The 18890-nt window shown below is 71.5% G+C and carries 18 protein-coding genes and 1 tRNA gene; 9 read left to right on the forward strand and 10 right to left on the reverse strand.

The genetic code is table 11. The features are described 5' to 3' along the window. Window positions 1-61 precede the first annotated feature (61 nt). The gene (locus OG858_RS16885) at window positions 62-1783 is read left to right on the forward strand and encodes a putative bifunctional diguanylate cyclase/phosphodiesterase (protein WP_408059410.1); all 1722 of its coding nucleotides are present in this window, start codon (window positions 62-64) and stop codon (window positions 1781-1783) included. 28 nt (window positions 1784-1811) lie between these two features. Here the strand turns inward: OG858_RS16885 and OG858_RS16890 are convergent, their stop codons facing one another. From OG858_RS16890 to OG858_RS16900, 3 genes are all read right to left on the reverse strand, one after another. Next, window positions 1812-2927 carry an LLM class flavin-dependent oxidoreductase gene (locus tag OG858_RS16890; protein ID WP_086746851.1) on the reverse strand — a complete coding sequence of 372 codons (1116 nt, stop codon included), beginning with the start codon at window positions 2925-2927 and terminating at the stop codon, window positions 1812-1814. Window positions 2928-3142: 215 nt separating this feature from the next. Then, entirely contained in the window at window positions 3143-3874 is a 732-nt protein-coding gene (locus OG858_RS16895; RefSeq protein ID WP_086746852.1) for a maleate cis-trans isomerase family protein, read from the reverse strand. After that, the gene (locus tag OG858_RS16900; RefSeq protein WP_179200811.1) at window positions 3871-4680 is read right to left on the reverse strand and encodes a maleate cis-trans isomerase family protein; all 810 of its coding nucleotides are present in this window, start codon (window positions 4678-4680) and stop codon (window positions 3871-3873) included. The genes OG858_RS16895 and OG858_RS16900 overlap by 4 nt, the downstream gene beginning before the upstream one ends. A gap of 192 nt (window positions 4681-4872) precedes the next feature. Here OG858_RS16900 and OG858_RS16905 point away from each other — a divergent pair, with 192 nt between their 5' ends. Together OG858_RS16905 and OG858_RS16910 are read left to right on the forward strand one after the other, a co-directional pair. Further along, window positions 4873-5832: a D-2-hydroxyacid dehydrogenase gene (locus tag OG858_RS16905; protein WP_319064926.1), complete on the forward strand. Its 960-nt coding sequence runs from the start codon at window positions 4873-4875 to the stop codon at window positions 5830-5832. A 20-nt stretch (window positions 5833-5852) separates the two neighbouring features. Further along, window positions 5853-7262: an amidase gene (locus OG858_RS16910; RefSeq protein ID WP_319064927.1), complete on the forward strand. Its 1410-nt coding sequence runs from the start codon at window positions 5853-5855 to the stop codon at window positions 7260-7262. Between the two features lie 284 nt (window positions 7263-7546). On the opposite strand, the gene OG858_RS16915 is transcribed toward OG858_RS16910, so the two are convergent. Then, a complete protein-coding gene (locus tag OG858_RS16915; protein WP_319319667.1) occupies window positions 7547-8041 on the reverse strand; it encodes a DUF3830 family protein in 495 nt (164 codons plus the stop codon). Window positions 8042-8188: 147 nt separating this feature from the next. On the opposite strand from OG858_RS16915, the gene ehuB reads away from it, so the two are divergent. The 6 genes from ehuB (at window position 8189) to OG858_RS16945 (ending at window position 12592) form a co-directional block, all read left to right on the forward strand. Next, window positions 8189-9124, forward strand: coding sequence for an ectoine/hydroxyectoine ABC transporter substrate-binding protein EhuB (ehuB, locus tag OG858_RS16920; protein WP_086748685.1), 936 nt, complete (start codon window positions 8189-8191; stop codon window positions 9122-9124). A gap of 50 nt (window positions 9125-9174) precedes the next feature. Beyond that, the gene (gene ehuC, locus OG858_RS16925; RefSeq protein WP_319263722.1) at window positions 9175-9996 is read left to right on the forward strand and encodes an ectoine/hydroxyectoine ABC transporter permease subunit EhuC; all 822 of its coding nucleotides are present in this window, start codon (window positions 9175-9177) and stop codon (window positions 9994-9996) included. After that, the gene (gene ehuD, locus OG858_RS16930; protein ID WP_086748683.1) at window positions 9993-10643 is read left to right on the forward strand and encodes an ectoine/hydroxyectoine ABC transporter permease subunit EhuD; all 651 of its coding nucleotides are present in this window, start codon (window positions 9993-9995) and stop codon (window positions 10641-10643) included. The genes ehuC and ehuD overlap by 4 nt, the downstream gene beginning before the upstream one ends. Window positions 10644-10653: 10 nt before the next feature. Further along, the gene (gene ehuA / locus OG858_RS16935) at window positions 10654-11430 is read left to right on the forward strand and encodes an ectoine/hydroxyectoine ABC transporter ATP-binding protein EhuA (protein WP_086748688.1); all 777 of its coding nucleotides are present in this window, start codon (window positions 10654-10656) and stop codon (window positions 11428-11430) included. 214 nt (window positions 11431-11644) lie between these two features. Then, complete coding sequence (locus OG858_RS16940) at window positions 11645-12403, forward strand: IclR family transcriptional regulator (RefSeq protein WP_086748682.1); 759 nt, start codon at window positions 11645-11647, stop codon at window positions 12401-12403. Window positions 12404-12518: 115 nt separating this feature from the next. Beyond that, window positions 12519-12592, forward strand: a tRNA-Lys gene (locus tag OG858_RS16945). 138 nt (window positions 12593-12730) lie between these two features. Here OG858_RS16945 and OG858_RS16950 read toward each other — a convergent pair. The 6 genes from OG858_RS16950 to OG858_RS16975 form a co-directional block, all read right to left on the reverse strand. Further along, entirely contained in the window at window positions 12731-13384 is a 654-nt protein-coding gene (locus tag OG858_RS16950) for a response regulator (protein ID WP_086748681.1), read from the reverse strand. Further along, a complete protein-coding gene (locus OG858_RS16955; protein ID WP_328544755.1) occupies window positions 13369-14607 on the reverse strand; it encodes a sensor histidine kinase in 1239 nt (412 codons plus the stop codon). Before OG858_RS16955 ends, OG858_RS16950 begins: the two co-directional genes overlap by 16 nt. A gap of 71 nt (window positions 14608-14678) precedes the next feature. Beyond that, complete coding sequence (locus OG858_RS16960) at window positions 14679-16325, reverse strand: long-chain-fatty-acid--CoA ligase (protein WP_328544754.1); 1647 nt, start codon at window positions 16323-16325, stop codon at window positions 14679-14681. A 40-nt stretch (window positions 16326-16365) separates the two neighbouring features. Then, a complete protein-coding gene (locus tag OG858_RS16965; protein ID WP_086748679.1) occupies window positions 16366-16836 on the reverse strand; it encodes a DUF3592 domain-containing protein in 471 nt (156 codons plus the stop codon). A gap of 135 nt (window positions 16837-16971) precedes the next feature. Next, window positions 16972-17589, reverse strand: a complete 618-nt coding sequence (locus OG858_RS16970) for a lytic polysaccharide monooxygenase auxiliary activity family 9 protein (RefSeq protein ID WP_328544753.1) — start codon at window positions 17587-17589, stop codon at window positions 16972-16974. Window positions 17590-17700: 111 nt separating this feature from the next. Next, entirely contained in the window at window positions 17701-18846 is a 1146-nt protein-coding gene (locus OG858_RS16975) for an SPFH domain-containing protein (RefSeq protein ID WP_319064934.1), read from the reverse strand. Between the last annotated feature and the right edge of the window lie 44 nt (window positions 18847-18890).

The raw sequence follows: 18890 nt of genomic DNA on the forward strand, positions 1-18890 counted from the left end.
GTCCCCGCCGTCGGGGGAGAGTCCCACGGCACCCGCCGCGTTCTCCGTCGCGCCGCTCGCCATGGCCGTCGTCGACCGGGACGGGCTGGTCGTCACCGCCAACGGGGCGATGGGGACGCTGCTGGGTACGGGTGGGGAACCGCTGGTCGGACGGGTCGCCGCCGACCTGGTGGACCTCGCCTCGGACACCCGGACCTGGCACGCCTACCGCGAGGTGCTGCGCGGCCGGCAGGCCCGGCTGCGCTGTACACGCCGACTGAAACAGCCGGACGGGGCCTGGCTGTGGGTGCAGGTGTCGGTGGCGCCGCTGCCCGAGGAGGAGCGGGCGGTGCTCCTCTCGGTCGCCGACATCAGCGCCAACCGCCAGCTTCAGGCCAGGCTTCGTCACCTGCAGATGCACGACCCGGTGACCCGGCTCCCCAACCGCACCCTCTTCTTCGAACAGCTCTCCGCCGCCCTCGAACGGGAGGCGTACGACGAGGTCGGCACCGGCCGGATCGGCCTGGTCTATCTGGACCTGGACGGATTCAAGGCGGTCAACGACACCCTCGGCCACCGTGTCGGCGACCGGCTCCTCACGGCCGTCGCCGAGCGGCTCACCCGCTGCGCCGACGAGGCCGCCCTCCTGCGCACGGCCGGTACGGCCGCCGGGGCGCCGCTGGTGGCCAGACTCGGTGGTGACGAGTTCGCGCTGCTCGTGGAGGACTCCACCGGCACGGAGCAACTCGCCGACCTGGCCGACTCGGTCCTCAAGGCCCTCCAGGCGCCCTTCGACCTGGCCGGTCAGCGGCTGTCCGTCTCCGCGTCGATCGGGGTGGTCGAGCGGCAGTCGGCGAGCACGACGGCGACGGGGCTGATGCAGGCCGCCGACACGACGCTGTACTGGGCGAAGGCCGACGGCAAGGCCCGCTGGACGCTGTTCGACCCGGAGCGCAACGCCCACCGGATGACCCGTCAGGCCCTGTCGTCGACGCTGCGGGCGGCCGTCGGACGGGGCGAGTTCGTCCTGGACTACCAGCCGCTGGTGGGCATGGCGCAGGGCGAGGTGCGCGGGGTCGAGGCGCTGGTGCGCTGGCATCACCCGCAGTTCGGCCTGTTGACGCCGAATCGGTTCATCTCACTGGCCGAGGAGGACGGCTCGATCGTCCAGCTCGGGCGGTGGATTCTGGCCACCGCCTGCCGGCAGGCCCGTCGCTGGCAGATCGACCACCCCGACCGGGCGCCGATCTTCGTCAGTGTGAACGTCGCCGTCCGCCAGGTCTGGGACTCCGACCTGGTCGCCGACGTCGCCGAGATCCTCGCGGAGACCGGCCTCGCCCCGCACCTGCTGCAGCTTGAGCTCACCGAGTCCGCGCTCATGGGCTCCGCCGGCCGCCCGCTGCAGGCCCTCAAGGCGCTCAGCGACATGGGCGTACGCATCGCCATCGACGACTTCGGCACCGGGTACTCCAACCTCGCGTACCTGAGCCGGCTGCCGGTGTCGGTGCTGAAGCTGGACGGGGCGTTCGTACGGGGGTTCCAGTACGAGAGCGGGGAGGAGAGCGGGGCCGCCGGGGACGACGGGCAGCCCAACCCCGCCGACGAGATCATCGTCGAGGCCCTCGTCCAGCTCGCCCACCGGCTCGGGCTGTCGGTCACGGCGGAGGGCGTGGAGACCGACGCGCAGGCCTCCCGGCTGCGCCGGCTCGGCTGCGACACCGGGCAGGGGTGGCTGTACTCCCGCGCGGTGTCGCCGGAACGGATCGCGGAACTGCTGGGGGCGGCGGCCTGCCCTCAGGCCTGAAGGAGCCTGAGGGGCCCAGGTGCTCCGATCAGGCCTGCGGTTCGGCTTCGGTACGGGGGACGCGCGGCAGGTCGTAGGCGTCCGCGATCAGTTCGTACGAGCGCAGACGCAGGTCGGGGCTGTGGGCGTGGCTGGTGAGCATCAGCTCGTCGGCGCCGGTGCGCTTCTGGAGGTCGTCGAGGCGGGTGCGGACCTCGTCGACGGTGCCGTGGACGACATCGGCGTTCCAGGAGTCGATGAAGTCCTGTTCGACCACGCTGAATTCGTACGCCTCCGCCTCCTCCGGCGTCGGGACGAGGCCGGGGCGGCCGGTGCGCAGGCGGACCATGTTGAGCGCGGCGGCCCTGACCTGGCGGCGGGCCTCCTTCTCCTCGTCCGCGGCGAGAGCCGAGACGCCGATCAGCGCGTACGGGGCGTCGAGAACCGGCGAGGGGCGGAACGACTCGCGGTACAGGTCGAGCGCCGGAATCGTGTTCCGCGCGGAGAAGTGGTGGGCGAAGGCGAAGGGAAGGCCGAGGGAGCCGGCCAGGCGGGCGCTGAAGCCGGAGGAGCCGAGCAGCCAGACCGGGGGGCGGTGCGGGGACTGGACGCCGCCGGGTGAGGTGCTCTGGATGGGGCCCGGGACCGCGTGGACACGGCGGTAGGGGTGGCCGTCCGGGAAGTCGTCGTCGAGGAAACGGATCAGCTCCGCGAGCTGTTCGGGGAAGTCGTCGGCGCCTTCGTGAAGGCGGGCCGAGCGACGGAGGGCGGCTGCGGTGGCGCCGTCCGTGCCGGGGGCGCGGCCGAGGCCGAGGTCGACACGGCCGGGGGCCATCGCTTCGAGGGTGCCGAACTGCTCCGCGATGACCAGGGGGGCGTGGTTGGGGAGCATCACGCCGCCCGATCCGAGGCGGATGCGGGTGGTGTGGGCGGCGAGGTGGGCGAGGATCACGGCCGGGGAGGACGAGGCGACGCCGGGCATGGAGTGGTGTTCGGCCACCCAGTAGCGGTGGTAGCCGCGGTCTTCTGTCTGGCGGGCGAGGGTGACGCTGGTGCGCAGGGCGTCCGTGGCTGTGCGGCCGGCGCCTACCGTGACCAGGTCGAGGACGGAGAGAGGGACCGGGGCGGTGCCCTTGGCTTCGCCTCGTATCTCGTCTGTGGTCACGGTGGGGCCTCCTGCGGACGGATCGGTGGTGGCTACGGTCGGGACTAACAGGAGGGTGGCTCCGTTTATTCCCCGCACCCGCCGCCCCTACCCGCCCCTACCCGTCCCGTCCCCAGGGGCTGCGTCCCTCCGACCCCGAGGCGCGGGTTCGGTGGGGGCTTGTCGCGCAGCTCCCCGCGCCCCTGGGAACGGGGCGCGGGACTCCCGCCCGGAAACTAGACCTGCACGATCGGTTCCCGTGTGAACAAGGCCCCCAGTTCCGGGGCGTTGACCCTCCTGTCCGCCAGCCTCAGGGCCTCCCAGACCGTGACCTGGTTGGCGGTGAGGACCGGTTTGCCGAGTTCCTTCTCCAGGGTGGGGATGTGGGAGGCCGTGTGGAGCGCCGTGTCCGGGAGGAGGAGGGCCTGGGCTTCGGGGTGGTCGGCCGAACGGGCCAGGGCGAGGGTCTCGTCGAGGCCCCAGGTGCCCACCTCCGCCGCCGTGATGATGCCCGCGCCCCGCACCGACAGGACTTCCACGCCTGCCGCCGCCAGGAAGTCGACGAAGAGCCGGGCGATGTCGTCGGGGTAGGTCGCCGCGACGGCCACCCTGGTGGCGCCCACCTCCCGCGCCGCGTGGGCGAAGGCGAAGGAGGTGGAGGAGGCGGGGAGGCCCGCCGCGCGGGCGAGGGCGCGGATCTGGTCGTGGGCGCCTTCGTAGCCGTAGACGAAACTGCCGCTGGTGCAGGCCCAGACGACGGCTTCCGCGCCGGAGAGGCGCAGGGCCTCGCAGCCGGCGGCCAGTCGTTCGGGTGCGCCCATCTCGCGCAGGGCGTCCACGCGGTGGGCGTCCTCACCGATGTCGGTGTGCACCACGTCCACCCGGATGTCACTGCCGAGCAGTTGTTCCATACGCGGATAGTCGTCCTCGGCGGAGTGGCCCGGGTAGAGGAAACCGAGTGCGGTCATGCCCAACCTTCCTGTTCTTCCGGCAGTACCGGCGGTGGCGGAACAGGTCCCGCACCGAACGTCTGCCTGGCCGACTCGTCGAGCAGAGCCTGGTACGGACCCACCGCCCGGGTACCCAGATGACGCAGCGCCGCCCATATCGTCACCTGGTTGGCCGAGAGAACGGGCATCCGCAGTTCCGCTTCCAGCTGGGGGATGACGTCGTACGTGGGGAGGTTGGTGCACGAGATGAAGAGGGCGTCCGGCGTCGCCGAGCGGACCGCGCGATGGGCCATGGCGACCACATCGTGGTACGGAACCTTCCAGATGTGCCGGACCAGGCCGAGCGAGGCCCGGCCGATGACCTGGACGCCCGCCTCCGCGAGGTACTCCTCCAGGGACTGGGTGACCGAGTCGGTGTACGGGGTGACCAGCGCGACACGGCGCGCGTTCAGCTCGGCCAGGGCGGCGAGCATCGCGCCCGAGGTGGTGACCGCGTGCGCGGCGCCCGCGCGGGTCATCGCCTCCCCCATCGCGCGCTCCCCCGCGACCCCGCCGACGAAGCTGCCACTGGTGCAGGCGTAGGCCACGACCTCGGGCGCGACCTCGTTGAGGGCCCGGACCGCATCGTGGAGCGTCTCGTGCTCGGAGACCAGCCGGGCGAGGTCGAGGCTCACCTCGACCGGGACGTACGGGGTCCGGGTGAGATGGAGGGAGACATCGTCCGGGACCCAGCGCCACAGCTCGCGGTCGAGGGCGAAGTCGAACGGGGCGATGACACCGACGCCGCGCTGCGGCCGGGGCCCACCGAGGAAGGAGACGTTCATGACAGCCACCGGCCTCACGGAGAGAGAAGTGTGGACGACAGACCGTGCGCAAGTCCGTGTTGACGAAGGTAGGTTCGGGTGCGAGCGTGGTCAATCAGTGCATGTCACACGCATCCCGTGGGGCCGGTAGAGCCGCTTCCGTTTGTGATCTGTCTTTTGTGATCTGTCTTTTGTGATTGGTGTCTTACGCCTATGACCTCGTCGCATCGCCCGCACCTCCTCGTCCTCGACACCGAGCCGCGTCCCCGGCTCGGACGGCTCACCGGGCGGGCCACGATCGAGTACGTGGACGCCTCGACGCTGGCCGAGCGGCTGCCGTACGCCGATGTGCTCCTGGTGTGGGACTTCGCGTCCCGCGCGGTGCGGGACGTCTGGCCGGGCGACGGGCCCCGGCCGCGCTGGGTGCACACGGCGAGCGCGGGCGTCGACCATCTGCTGGGCCCCGGGCTCGCCGCCGACGAGGACACGGTGGTGACGAACGCGCGCGGGGTCTTCGACGCGCCGATCGCCGAGTACGTCGCCGCGCTCGTCCTGGCCATGGCCAAGGATCTGCCGCGCAGCTGGGAGTTGCAGGGGCGGCGGGAGTGGCGGCACCGGGAGACGCTGCGGGTGGCGGGCGGGCGGGCCTGTGTGGTGGGGTCCGGGCCGATCGGTCGGGCCGTCGCACGCCATCTCAAGGCCCTCGGCCTCCATACGGCCCTGGTCGGCCGGGCCGCGCGCGCCGGCGTCCACGGTCCGGAGGACCTCGACCGGCTGCTGGCCCGCGCCGACTGGGTGATCGCGGCCGCGCCGCTGACGGAGGCCACGTACGGCATGTTCGACGCCCGGCGGTTCGGGGTCATGCAGCCGTCCGCACGGTTCGTGAATGTGGGGCGTGGGCAGCTCGTGGTGGAGGACGCGCTCGTCGAGGCGCTGCGGAAGCGGTGGATCGCGGGGGCGGCGCTGGATGTGTTCGAGCGCGAACCGCTGGGTCCCGACGATCCGCTGTGGGAGGTGCCGGGGCTGATCGTCTCTCCCCACATGAGCGGGGACACGGTGGGGTGGCGGGACGAACTCGGCGCCCAGTTCGTGGAGTTGTTCGAGCTGTGGGAGGCGGGAAAACCGCTTCCCAATGTGGTCGACAAGCAGCGCGGGTACGTACCCGGACACTGAACTCCCCTGGGAGGGGCCACATGTCGGAGCCGACGCGATTGACGGAGCTGTCCGCCGTACGACTCGTCGAGGGGTATCGCAAGGGCGAGTTCAGCCCCGTGGAGGTGGCGCGGGCGACGCTGGAGCGGGCCGAGCGGGTGCAGCCTGACGTGAACGCGTTCGTGCGCCTTGACGCCGAGCCGGCCCTCGCCCAGGCGCGGGAGTCGGAGGGGCGCTGGCGGCGCGGGGAGCCGGCCGGGGCGGTGGACGGGGTGCCGGTCACGGTGAAGGACATCCTGCTGATGCGGGGCGGGCCGACGCTGAAGGGCTCCAGAACGATCTCGGCTGCGGGTGGTTGGGACGAGGACGCGCCCTCCGTGGCCCGGCTGCGCGAGCACGGTGCCGTCTTCCTGGGGAAGACCACGACACCCGAGTTCGGCTGGAAGGGCGTCACCGACTCGCCGCTGAGCGGGGTGACGCGGAATCCGTACGACCTCTCGCGTACGGCCGGGGGCTCCAGCGGGGGCGCCGCGGCGGCCGTGGCGCTCGGGGCGGGGCCGCTGGCGCTGGGCACGGACGGGGGTGGCAGCGTCCGTATCCCGGCCGCCTTCTGCGGGGTGTTCGGGCTGAAGCCGACGTACGGGCGGGTGCCGCTGTATCCCGCGAGCGCCTTCGGCACGCTGGCCCATGTGGGGCCGCTGACACGGGACGCGGCGGACGCCGCGCTGATGCTGGACGTCGTCTCCGGGCCCGACACGCGGGACTGGTCGGGGCTCGGGCCGGCGCCCGGGTCCTTCGTGGACGCGCTCGCCGGTGGGGTGCGGGGGCTGCGGGTCGCGTACTCGGCGTCGCTGGGCGGGCAGGTCGCCGTACAGCCGGACGTCGCCCTCGCGGTGCGGCAGGCCGTGGAGGGGCTCGCCGGGCTGGGGGCGTACGTCACCGAGGCCGACCCCGACTTCTCCGATCCCGTCGAGGCGTTCCACACGCTGTGGTTCAGCGGGGCGGCGCGGGTGACGCAGCGGCTGGGGGCGCGTGAGCGGACGGTGCTGGACCCCGGGTTGCGGGAGATCCGGGATCTCGGGGCGCGGCTGTCCGCGCTGGACTATCTGGCTGCGGTGGATGTGCGGATGGATCTCGGGCGGCGGATGGGGGCCTTCCATGAGCGGTACGACGTGCTGGTCACGCCCGCCCTGCCCGTGACGGCCTTCGAGGCGGGGGTGGAGGTGCCGGGTGGGTCCGGGCATCGGCGGTGGACGGGGTGGACGCCGTTCACGTATCCGTTCAACCTGACGCAGCAGCCTGCGGCGAGTGTGCCTGTGGGGGTGGATGGGGGTGGGCTGCCGGTGGGGGTTCAGGTGGTGGCGGCTCGGCATCGGGATGATGTGGTGTTGCGGGTGGGGCATGCGTTGTACGAGGCGGGGGTTGCGGGGGTGGTGCCGCCCCGGCTTTGATCGCCCCCGCCGCCCCTACCCGTCCCATCCCCCAGGGGCGCTGCCCCTTCGACCCCGAGGGGGGGTGCGTTGTCGGGTGCGGGTGGCGTGTGGTTGGTCGCGCAGTTCCCCGCGCCCCTGAAGAGCAGGGGCTGCGCCCCGTGCTTTTCGGCCCGCAGGGCCGATGTCTGTCAGGCCCACAGGACCTGGTCTTTCAGGGGCGCGGGAAACTGCGCGAGCGACCACGAACCCACCCGCACCCGCCGACGCTCCCGCACCCCCGGGCCATTGGGCGCCCCGCACCGTCATGCCCGGCTGAACCGCAGGCTCTCCCCCAGCGCCCCCGCCCTCCACAGGTCGTTGCACGCCTCCGCCATCTCGTCCAGGCCCGACATCACCTGGCCCCAGACGATGCCCGGCACCCAGCCCACATCGCCGTTGAGCAGCAGGTTGTTGCGTTCGTAGAAGAGGGCCAGGTCGACGAGGGTCGTGCCGGGGCGGACCTCGCGGTCGTAGCCGTACGCGTTCGTCGCCAGTTCCGTGCCGGCGAAGGAGAAGTAGCAGAGGTCGCCGGGGATGGGCGTGACGGTGGGGTTCTCCAGGGGCGGCTCGCGGTCGGCGAAGGGTGGGAAGAGGGCGTAGATCTCGTTGCGGGCGTACTTGGCGTGGTAGACGTCACCGGACAGGGGCAGGGCGTCCCACACCGCCGCGCAGGTGACCGGCGCGCGGTCGTCCAGCAACCGGGCCGTGCAGCGGACCCCGCGCCGGTCGAGCGCGATCTCGACGTGCCGTTCCGCCATCGACGCCTCCTTGCATCATCACGTCCGTCCGGTGGCGCCTGCCCCGTGGCCCGGGCCTCAACCCCGACCGTTCGCCGCGGGCACCGGTGCGTGAAGGACCGGAAAAGACCTGGCATACCCGTTGCCGCCTCGGGTAGCCGCGCGGCCATGGCTCGATTGCACGCACACGACAGGAAAAGCCGACATCCCAGCAGACCCGGCATCCCCCGCCGCACCCTGCTCACCGGCACCGCAGCCCTGGTCAGTACGGGCGCGGTGGTCGGTGCGAGCAGCGGGTGCAGCCGGGTGGCGACCGCGGACACCGGCGACGGCGGACAGCTGTTGCAGCAGCTGCGGGCGAAGGGCACCGTCCGGCTGGGCATCGCGGGTGAGCAGCCGTACGGCTACATAGGCAAGGACGGCGAGATCACGGGCTCCGCGCCGGCCATCGCGACGCGGATCTTCCGCAGACTCGGCGTCGATCACGTCGAACCGTTCCCGACCGAGTTCGGTTCGCTGATCTTCGGGCTGAACTCCCTGCAGTTCGACGTGGTCGCCGCCGGCATGTACATCAACCCGGAGCGCTGTGAGCAGGTGCTCTTCGCCGACCCCGAGTACCAGATGAAGGACGCCTTCATCGTGCCCAAGGGGAACCCGAAGAAGCTGCGCACCTACGCCGACATCGCGCGGACCGGGGCCCGTATGGCGACCGGCATCGGCTACGCGGAGATCGACTACGCCGAAGCGGCCGGGGTGAAGAAGATCGACACCCTGCCCGACCAGCTGGCCGGTCTCCTCGCCGTCGAACAGGGCCGGGTCGACGTGTTCGCGGGCACCGCCGTCACCGTGCGGAACGTGGTCGAGCAGACCGGGAGCACGAAGGCGGAGGCGACCGACGAGGTCACCCCGATCGTGGACGGCAAGCCGGTCGTCGACGTCGGCGGGTTCGCGTTCCGCATGCCCGAGCGGAATCTTCGGGACGCCTTCAACCGCGAGCTGCACAAGATGAAGCGGAGCGGGGAGCTGCTGGAGGTCATGCGGCCCTTCGGGTTCACGAAGGACCAGATGACCGACATCAGGGCAGAGGAGAAGTGCCGCCCATGAGTGCCATGAACGACATGACCGCCATGGGTTCCGTGAGTGCCGTGAGCGCCATGAACGAGGTGACCGCCGCCGGTTTCCTCGACGGATTCACCTTCAGCTCGGGCCTGTGGGAACTGCTCCTGCGCGGTGTGTGGATCACCGTCCAGCTGACCGTGTACGGCGCGGCCCTCGGTGCGGCCGTCGCCTTCGCCGTGGGGCTCGCCCGGCAGCACCGGCTGTGGATCGTGCGGCTGGTGGCGGGCGCGTACTTCGAGATCTTCCGCGGCACCTCCGCCCTGGTCCTGATGATCTGGGTGTTCTTCGTGGTGCCACTGACCTTCGGCTGGCAGCTCGTCCCGATGTGGGCCGCCGTGCTCACCCTCGGCTGCACGTACGGCGCGTACGGCTCGGAGATCGTGCGGGGCGCGGTGGCCGCGGTGCCGGCGGCGCAGCGCGAGGCGGGGGTGGCGCTGAGCTTCACGCCCGCCCAGCGGATGCGGAAGATCGTGCTGCCGCAGGCCTGGCCGGAGATGGTGCCGCCCTTCTGCAATCTGCTCATCGAGCTGCTGAAGGGCACGGCCCTGGTGTCCGTGCTCGGTGTCGCCGACACGACGTTCGCCGCCCAGCTGGTGCGCAACGCCACCGGGCAGAGCGCGCCCGTCTACACGGTGATCCTCGTCATGTACTTCGTCCTCGCCTTCGCCATCACCCGGGTGATGCGGCAGGTCGAGCGGCGGGCCAAGGCCGGCGTCGGCCGGGCCCCCGCGAAGGGCGTCCCCGGGCCGCGCGAGGCCGTCGCCGGGCGCCCCCAGGACCTGGCCGCAGCGGGTGCGGGAACAGGAACGGGAACAGGAACGGCCGCGAAGACGTCCGCCCCCGGAGGTGCCTCATGAAGTGGGACTGGTCCACACTGGGCGACTTCATGCCGGCCTTCCGGGACGGCGTACTGGTCACCCTGCAAGCCCTTCTCTGGGGCGCACTGCTCGCCTTCTCCCTCGGCCTGGTCTGGGCCCTCGCCCAGCGCTCGAAGCTGAAGGTGGTGCGCTGGCCGGTCAAGGCGGTCACGGAGTTCATCCGCAACACCCCGCTGCTGGTCCAGCTGTTCTTCCTCTTCTACGTACTGCCCGAGTGGGGCCTGACCCTGTCCGCGCTGGCCACCGGCGTGCTCGGCCTCGGGCTGCACTACTCGACGTACACCGCCGAGGTGTACCGCGCCGGTATCGACGGGGTGCCCGCCGGCCAGTGGGAGGCGGCGACGGCGCTCAGCCTGCCGCGCTCGCGCACCTGGACCGCGGTGATCCTGCCGCAGGCGCTGCGCCGGGTCGTGCCCGCCCTCGGCAACTACGTCATCGCGATGCTGAAGGACTCGCCGATGCTGATGACCATCGGTGTGCTGGAGATGCTCGGCGAGGCCCGCCAGTTCGGCTCCCAGACCTTCCAGATGAACGAGGCCATCGTGACCGTCGGCATCGCCTTCATCGTCATCGCGTACCCCGCCTCCCTCCTCCTGCGAGCCCTGGAGCGTCGTCTTGTCCGCTGACACCCCGCTGATGAAGGAACCCGAGTCGCCCGGTACACGTCCGGCCGACACCGGTGAACTGATCCGCTTCGAGAACGTGACCAAACGATTCGGCAGCAACACCGTCCTCGACCGGCTGGACTTCTCGGTCGACGCCGGCAAGCACGTCACGCTGATCGGCCCGTCCGGCTCCGGCAAGACGACGATCCTGCGGCTGCTGATGACTCTCACCAAGCCCGACGAGGGGCGGATCACCGTCGGCGGGCAGCAGCTGTACCCGGCGAGCGACAAGCAGTGCCGTGAGGTCCGCAAGAACATCGGGATGGTGTTCCAGCAGTTCAACCTCTTCCCGAACATGAAGGTGCTGCGGAACATCACCGAGGCGCCCGTCAACGTCCTCGGGCTCTCCAAGGACGAGGCCGAGGCGCGCGCCCGCGAGCTGCTCGACCTCGTGGGGCTCGCCGACAAGTGCGACTCCTACCCGAGCCAGCTCTCCGGCGGGCAGCAGCAGCGGGTGGCGATCGCGCGGGCGCTGGCGATGCGCCCGCAGGTGCTGCTCCTCGACGAGGTGACGTCCGCGCTCGACCCCGAGCTGGTCGCGGGCGTCCTCGACCTGCTCGGCGACATCGCCCGCACCACCGACATCACGATGCTCTGCGTGACCCACGAGATGAACTTCGCCCGGGACATCTCGGACCAAGTTCTGATGTTCGATTCTGGCCAGGTGATCGAGTCGGGCAGCCCCGAGCAGATCTTCGGCGATCCGTCGCACGAACGAACGCGCGAGTTCCTGAGCGCGGTCATCTGACTACACCGAGTGAACGGGGTAACGCGTGGGAACATGCGAGGTCCACCCGCCGGGCCATGCCTTTGGCATATGCCAGAGTGCTGGTCCGGCAGTTGGGAGGCCCGAGGGCCCGGGGAATTTCTCGTGAACAACCCCTCCACGCAGGGCTCTTGGGCCGTATCGTGGGAAACGGCAAGCTGTCCGAAAAACGGCCCGAGAAGCGCAGGGGGAAACCGTGGCGCTCAAGCACGAGCCGACCGCGCCGTACCACTCGGCCCAGGACGCCCTGCGCGTCCTGGAGACGGTGGCGCAGCACGCAGGTGGCGTCACCGACGCCGAGATCGCCCGTCGCACCGGCGTCGACAGCGAGCGCCTGACCGCGCTCCTGCGGATGCTACGTCGCGAGGGATACGTGGAGCAGACCACCGACGGCGCCTACGTCACCGGTGCCGCGTTCGCCCGGCTGGGCTCCGCGGAGGGTCATGACCAGGCCCTGCGCGAGCAGCTCCAGCACACCCTCGACCGGCTGCGCGACTCGGTGGGCGCCGCCGTCTACATCACCCGATACCTGGACGGCGAGATCCAGGTCACCGGCTGGGCCGACGGCCCGGCCATGCCCGCGGTCCACGAGTGGGTCGACTTCCGCTCCTCCGCCCATGCCACCGCCTTCGGCAAGGGCCTGCTGGGGCAGCTCGACCTCAACGGCCGCCGTGACCATCTCTCGCGCCACCGCCCGGCCCGGCTCACCGCCCGCACGATCACCAACGAGAAGGTGCTGCTGAGCAAGCTCGACGCCCAGACACCCACGGTCCCGGTCCTCGACCTCCAGGAGTACGCGCCGGGCACGGTCTGCGCGGCGGTCCCCATCACCGCGGGCTCCGCCGTCGGCTGCCTCGCGCTGTCGCTCCCTCTGGAACACGCGCACCGGTTGCGCGCGGCGGCGCACACGCTGAACCGGGGAGCGGCACCGGTACTGCTCTCCTTGGCGATCTAGACACGCGGGGACCTACGGAGATCCAGCTCACGTTTAACTGGTCGAAGGCACCCCTACGGACCAGGTAGTATTTTCTCTGTCGCCAGCCGCCGAAGGCGGAAGAGCGACAGAGTCTGCGCCGCTAGCTCAGTTGGTTAGAGCAGCTGACTCTTAATCAGCGGGTCCGGGGTTCGAGTCCCTGGCGGCGCACAATGACGATGGCGGGGCATGTTCGCAGAAAGCGCGAACCTGCCTCGCCATCGTCGTTCTCGCCATCGTCGTTTTTGCGCGGCTCCGCCGCGCGCCGTGGGGGCTCCGCCACCCACACCCCCTTCCGCCGTGCGGGCCTCAGCCTCGCAGGTACGCCAAGACCGCCAGCACCCGTCGATGTGTGTCCGCCGCCGGCGGCAGGTCCAGCTTCCCCAGGATGTTGCCGATGTGCTTGCCGACGGCCGCCTCGGTGACGACCATGGCGCGGGCGATCGCCCCGTTCGACTTGCCCTCGGCGACCAGGGCCAGCACTTCCCGCTCGCGCGGGGTGAGCGCCGTCAGCGGATCACGCCGGCGCCGCAGCAGCTGCCGTACGACCTCGGGGTCGACGACCGTGCCGCCGGCCGCGACCCGCTGCACCGCCTCCGCGAACTGTTCGACCTGGCCGATGCGGTCCTTGAGGAGATAGCCGACGCCGGTGCCGTCGCCGGTGTCCAACAGCTCGGCGGCGTAGGCCCGTTGGACGTACTGGCTGAGGACGAGGACGGGCAGGGAGGGGTCCGCCGCGCGTAGTTCGAGGGCGGCGCGCAGGCCTTCGTCCGTGAGGCCGGGCGGCATCCGCACGTCGGTGACGACGAGGTCGGGGGCGTACGACGTCACGGCCGCCGTCAGCGCCTCCGCGTCCCCGACCGCCGCGACGACCTCGTGGCCGAACCGGGTCAGGACGCCGACGAGTCCTTCCCGCAGCAGCACGCTGTCCTCGGCGAGCACGATCTTCAGCGCTGCGGGCACGGGATCTCCAGGGACAGGACGGTCGGGCCGCCGGCCGGGCTGTGGACGGACAGTCTCCCATCGAGCACGGCGAGCCGGTCGGCGAGGCCGGTCAGGCCCGTGCCCCGCGCGGGGTCGGCGCCGCCCGTCCCGTCGTCCCGCACCTCCACCCGCAGCCGCCCGCCCGCGTACCGCCCGCCGATCCATGCCCGTTCCGCCCCGCTGTGCCTGCCGATGTTGGCGAGCGCCTCCCGGACCGCGAAGTACGCGGCGGACTCGACGGAGTCGGCGAACCGCGGGAGGTCAACGTCCAGTTCCACGGGGACGGCGGAACGGTCGGCCGCGTCGGCGAGGGCGTCCGGAAGGCCGTAGTCGGCGAGGACCTGAGGATGGATGCCGTGGATCAACTCCCGCAGTTCGCCCAGGACTTCGTCGGCCTCCCGATGGGCGGCGGCCAGCCGGTCGGCAAGTTCGGGCGGGGCGTCGAGCCGGACCAGGCCCAGGGTCATGCTCAGGGACACGAGCCGCTGCTGGGCGCCGTCGTGCAGATCGCGCTCGATCCGGCGCCGCTCCGCCTCGAAGGCCGCCACCAGCCGGGCCCGTGAGCGCGTCACCTCGCCCAGCCTCCGTTCCGCCTCCGCCTGGCTCGGCGCGAGCAGCAGCCGGGCGAGAGCGACGCGGGCCCGTGCGTACCGGACGAGGGGCCACAGCAGAGCGAGGAGGAGGACGACGCCGATGGCCGTGCACAGCAGGGCCTGGCCGTAGGAGTCGATCAGCCAGAGCTTGGCGATCCGCGCGTCACCGCTGGCACTGCTCGTCATCGCCAGCTGCACGGGCGCCCCGATCATCGCGCCGGGTACGCCCAGCGCCCCGAACAGCACGAGCGCGTCCAGCGGCCACAGCACGAAACCGAGGAGCCCCGTGTACGCCAACTCCCGCCAGGTCGCCCGCTCGGTCAGCCGCAGCCGGGCCCACGCGCCGAGACCGGGTTCGGCCGGGGTGGCGTGCGGGTCGGGCAGCGGCGGGGCGCTGGTGAGGGCCGGCCGCCGCCGTTCGAGCGCGCCGACGGGGATGCCCGACAGGACGGCCACGGCGAGCAGCGGCAGGCCCACGAGGACCGGGGCCAGGGCGAGACCCAGGGTGCCCAGGACCAGGAGCACCACCAGCAGGGGGCCGCCGACCAGCACACCGCTCAGCAGGTAGGCCACCGCCCGCGCCACATCCCGTACGACCGTTCGGATCATGGAGTCACGGTAGGCGGGAGCGGTGGGCAACGGCCATACGCGCAGGGGGCGTTCCGGAGGTAGGCCCAGCCCTACCTCGTCAGCAGCTCCTCCCGCCCCCGCTCCCGGTACTCCGTCACCAGTCGCGCCAGATCCACGGCGGAGAACTTGCGGTACGCCCATTTCCCCGGCGGGCGCCACCAGACCGGGTCCGGGCAGCAAAAGCCCTCGCGGCGGAGGGTGGCTCGTTGGATCTTGTTGGTGGCGGTGACGGGCATGGACGGGACAACGCGTACGAAGCGGGGGGTCATCTTCGTGCCCAGGTCGGGCTGGGAGACGAGGAATTCGGCGAAGCCGTCCGGGTCGAAGGCACCCGCGATGGTCGCCATGACCTGGTCCCCGGCGACCGGGTCGGGGACCGCGTAGACGGCGACGGCCTCGGCTCCGTCGTAGCGGGCGAGGATGTTCTCGATGACGGCGGCGGCAAGGTTCTCGCTGTCGACGCGGAGGCGGTCGTCGGTGCGGCCGGCGAAGTAGAGGAAGCCTCCGGTGTCGCGGTAGAAGAGGTCGCCGGTCCAGTACCAGCCGTCGTGGCGGCGGGCGGCGTCCGCCTCCGGGTTGCGCCAGTAGCCCTCGAAGGGGTTGGGGCCACGGTTGACCAACTCCCCTATCGACTCGGTGCCGTTGAGCAGACGGCCGTCGTCGGCGAGGAGGGCCGGCGGGCACTCCTTCCGCGTCTGCGGGTCGACCACCGCGAGGTCGTCGCCGGGTGCCGCCCGCCCGATCGCGCCCGGGGGCGCCCCGGGCGTCCGCTGGATCGCCGCCCCGCCCTCGGACGACCCGTACCCCTCCACGAGCCGCACCCCGAACCGCTCCTCGAACGCCGCCGCGTCCACCGCCCCCGCCTCCGTGCCGAAGCCCATGCGCAGGGGGTTGTCGCGGTCGTCGGCGCGGGGCTCGGTGGCGAGGACGTACTGCACGGCCCGTCCGACGTAGGTGAAGTATGTGGCCCCGTACGCCCGTACGTCGTCCAGGAAGCCGGAGGCGGAGAACCGGCGCCGTAGCGCGATCCCCGCCCCGGCGACCAGCGCGGGGGCCCAGTCGGCGATGACCGCGTTGCCGTGGAACATCGGCATGCAGATGTAGTGCACGTCGTCCCGCCGCACCCCGAAGCGGTCCACCAGCGCCCGTCCGGCCGCGGCGAGCCGTCCCTGGGAGCAGATCGCTGCCTTGGGGGCGCCGGTGGAGCCGGAGGTGAAGTAGAGGAGGAGGCGGTCGGCGGGGGTGGCCCGCGTCGGGTCGGGTGCGGCCCCGGCGTGCGGGGCGAGGAGGTCGGCGTAGGACTGGGTCTCCGTCACCAGTACGTGCACGCCCGGAAGTTCGAGGTCTTCGAGAAGCGGTAGGTGGGCCCGTTCCGTGATCAGTACCCGGCACTCGGTGTGCAGGATGTCGCGGGCCAGTTCGGGGCCCCTGCGGGTGTGGTTGATCCCGGCGACGGCGGCGCCCGCGAGGGCCGCCGCGCTCAACCACAGGGGGAATTCGGGGGTGTTGTCGAGGAGGACGCCGATGTGCGGTTCTGCGGCCGGCGGCAGGAGGTCGGCGAGCAGTGCCGCACGGGCGGCGGCTCCGGCGGCGACCTCGTGGTGGGTCAGGACCTGTTCCTCGAACCACAGCCCGGGTCGGTGGTCGTCCCACCGGTCGGCGACGAGCTGTGCGACCGTGCGCCTGATGGACTCCATGTCGGCGCACGGTAGTTGACGGCTCGTCAGTTGAGGAGGGTCACGGCATCGTGAACGAGGAGTCCGTGGAGAACTGGTGGAAGGTGACCATGAAGAAGACGCAGAACGCGAAGGCCACCCCGAGGAATGCCAGGAGGCCGAGGCCGGCCGCGGCCTGCTTGACCCGCTGGCCGGGCGCGTGGGCCGTGGCGACCACGTTGGGGCCGTCGGTGTAGTACACGGTGACGAAGTCGCCCTCGACCGTCGTCATCGGACCGTCCTCCTCCTCGAAGCGGACGGCCTGGCCGTCATGGGTCCTGAACTCGTACACGTGGTGGATGGTCGTCCTCACGCGGCTGTGCTCACCCACGCCTTCGCTGACCGTCGTGAACGTCTTCAGGCAGCGCGCCTCGGCCGTCAGCCCGCTGTTCCAGGCCCTTCTGATACGCAGCCAGCGGCTCAGCACCCGGTACGCCATGAAGCCGATGATGGTCATCATGACCACGGGAATGAGGTAGAAGAAGACGTCCATGGTGCGTTCCCCCGGAGTTCGGCCGCCGCCCTGGTCGGCGGTGTGTGGGGAACGTACCCGCGTGGGGGCCCCGCGCAGCTCAAGGGATGCTCAGAACTCGCGGGGCCGGGTGGCGCCGACGCTCGGAAGGTGACGTCAGAAGGTGACGTCCGAGCAGGCGTAGAACGCGTTGGTGGTGTCCGCGACCGTCCAGACCGCGAGGATCACGTGGTGGCCGCTCAGCCCGGACGGCAGACGGCCCGTGTGGGAGAGCGTGGACGGCGGGCGCTGGCCGTTGTACGGGACGGTGAAGAACGGAGTGAGGTTGAGGTCGGAGCGGGCCAGGGCGTGGTTCTGGTTCCAGCCCGCCTTGGTGACGTAGTACTTGAAGTCCGTGGTGGCGTGCATGGCGGTGAACTGCCAACGGAAGGTGTAGTTCTGATTGCCCGTCACCCTGGAGGTGGGCCAGGCGCCGCCGCCCGGCCTGGTGGACGCGTCGAGCCGGCCGAACCTGCTGTTGCCACCGGAGCAGAGCCGCCCGTCAGCCGGCCCTGAGCCCGGGAAGCCCTTCGGACCCTCGACGCTCTGCGGCTCCCACTGGATGTCGCCGCAGTTGGTGACGGTGCCGTTCTGACAGAGCTTCTGCCGGCTGACGGGGAGGTCGGTGTAGCCGTGGCCGGTGGCGCCACCACTGGAGAGCACGAGCGCTCCGGTGGTGGCGAGGCCCACGATGGCCGCGTACCACTTGGTCCTGTTCCGCGCGTGATTGAGCATGCTGCCGCTCCCTGGAGTACGTGGGGGTGATTCCAGGTCTAGACCAAGTCCCAGATTATGAGCGGCTCCTGGCCGTGTCCATATCAACGACGCCCCTACCGGTTCAGGGGTTCACGAGGACACTTCGCGCCTCCCTGTGTAGAACGCCACCGTCAGATCCTTGACCAGCGCCTTGCGTTCGTAGTCGTCCAGTTCGACCAGGCCGCGCAGGGTCAGCCGGGTCACCGTGTCCTCGACCGAATCGACGACCGAGGTGAGGACGGTGTCTCGGTGCTGGGCGTCGAGCGCGGCGATCCGGCGGCGCTGCATCACAGCGGCCACCTCGGGCGCGTACTCGATCCGGGTCGGCTGGACCGAGAACACCTCCATCCCGACCGGCGCCGTGTCCGCCACGACCAGCCGGGTCAGCGCCTCGCCCACCGCATCCGTGTTCCGCAGGGTCGCGTCCCGGACCAGCGCGCCCGGCGGCACATCCGCGGGCAGCTGTGCCAGCACCCGGGAGACCGCCGCCTCCACGCACTCGCGCAGATACCGCTCGTGGTCCTCGACCCCGAGCAACGCCCGCGCGGTGTCCCTGACCCGCCACGCCACCAGGACCACGACCCGCAGCGCGACCCCGTTCGCGTCGACGGCCGCCATCGGCTCGCTCCGCCAGTGCCGCAGCCGTACGTCGACCCGGCGGCGCAGCACGAGCGGGTTCACCCAGAGCAGCCCGGTACGGCGGACGGTCCCCCGGTACCGCCCGAACAGTCCCAGCACCCAGGCCCGTCCGGTCCGCCCCCGCGCCAGCCCGCCGAACCCGAACAGTGCCAGGGCTCCGGCCCCGGCGTACGCGGCCCACTGCGCCGGTCCGAGTCCGGCACCCGCATGCGCGGCCGGAAGCCCGAGCGCCCGCACCGCGAGCCCCGGCAGCACCCCGGCCCACCATGTGGTGAGCACGCATCCGGCCACCCCGCACGCCCCGCCCAGCACTCCCACCACCCCGGGCACCACCCGCGCGGGGCGCTCGACCAGTTCGGGGTCGACCTCGACCGCGGGGCGCGGCTTCGCGGACGCGGGCCCCTGCCGCACCCGCGGCTGCTCGCCGGTGCCGCGCCGCCGGCCCACGACGGCAGGGGTGACCGGTACGGCCACCGGGGCGGGGTCGTCCCGGAACAGCAGATGTACGGGGATCTCGGTGGTGGTCTCGTTCTGGATGAGCCGGGCGGGCCGCGCGGGCCCGCCGGGCTCCGGTGTGTGTGAGGTGGTCGTACTCATACGTGCCTTTCGTGCCTCCGCGCAGGAAGAACCGTGGTGAGAGT

This window comes from Streptomyces europaeiscabiei, assembly GCF_036346855.1.
In the GTDB taxonomy this organism is placed as follows: Bacteria; Actinomycetota; Actinomycetes; order Streptomycetales; family Streptomycetaceae; genus Streptomyces; species Streptomyces europaeiscabiei.

Bases quoted from the DNA above. Each gene is read 5' to 3' on its own strand.
- ehuA (WP_086748688.1), top strand. From the start codon at position 10,654: ATGAAGGAACCCGAGTCGCCCGGTACACGTCCGGCCGACACCGGTGAA.
- OG858_RS16965 (WP_086748679.1), bottom strand. From the start codon at position 16,836: ATGGACGTCTTCTTCTACCTCATTCCCGTGGTCATGATGACCATCATC.
- ehuB (WP_086748685.1), top strand. From the start codon at position 8,189: ATGGCTCGATTGCACGCACACGACAGGAAAAGCCGACATCCCAGCAGA.
- OG858_RS16975 (WP_319064934.1), bottom strand. From the start codon at position 18,846: ATGAGTACGACCACCTCACACACACCGGAGCCCGGCGGGCCCGCGCGG.
- OG858_RS16960 (WP_328544754.1), bottom strand. From the start codon at position 16,325: ATGGAGTCCATCAGGCGCACGGTCGCACAGCTCGTCGCCGACCGGTGG.
- OG858_RS16895 (WP_086746852.1), bottom strand. From the start codon at position 3,874: ATGACCGCACTCGGTTTCCTCTACCCGGGCCACTCCGCCGAGGACGAC.
- OG858_RS16905 (WP_319064926.1), top strand. From the start codon at position 4,873: ATGACCTCGTCGCATCGCCCGCACCTCCTCGTCCTCGACACCGAGCCG.
- OG858_RS16970 (WP_328544753.1), bottom strand. From the start codon at position 17,589: ATGCTCAATCACGCGCGGAACAGGACCAAGTGGTACGCGGCCATCGTG.
- OG858_RS16900 (WP_179200811.1), bottom strand. From the start codon at position 4,680: ATGAACGTCTCCTTCCTCGGTGGGCCCCGGCCGCAGCGCGGCGTCGGT.
- ehuD (WP_086748683.1), top strand. From the start codon at position 9,993: ATGAAGTGGGACTGGTCCACACTGGGCGACTTCATGCCGGCCTTCCGG.
- OG858_RS16915 (WP_319319667.1), bottom strand. From the start codon at position 8,041: ATGGCGGAACGGCACGTCGAGATCGCGCTCGACCGGCGCGGGGTCCGC.
- OG858_RS16910 (WP_319064927.1), top strand. From the start codon at position 5,853: ATGTCGGAGCCGACGCGATTGACGGAGCTGTCCGCCGTACGACTCGTC.
- ehuC (WP_319263722.1), top strand. From the start codon at position 9,175: ATGAACGAGGTGACCGCCGCCGGTTTCCTCGACGGATTCACCTTCAGC.
- OG858_RS16885 (WP_408059410.1), top strand. From the start codon at position 62: ATGGCCGTCGTCGACCGGGACGGGCTGGTCGTCACCGCCAACGGGGCG.
- OG858_RS16955 (WP_328544755.1), bottom strand. From the start codon at position 14,607: ATGATCCGAACGGTCGTACGGGATGTGGCGCGGGCGGTGGCCTACCTG.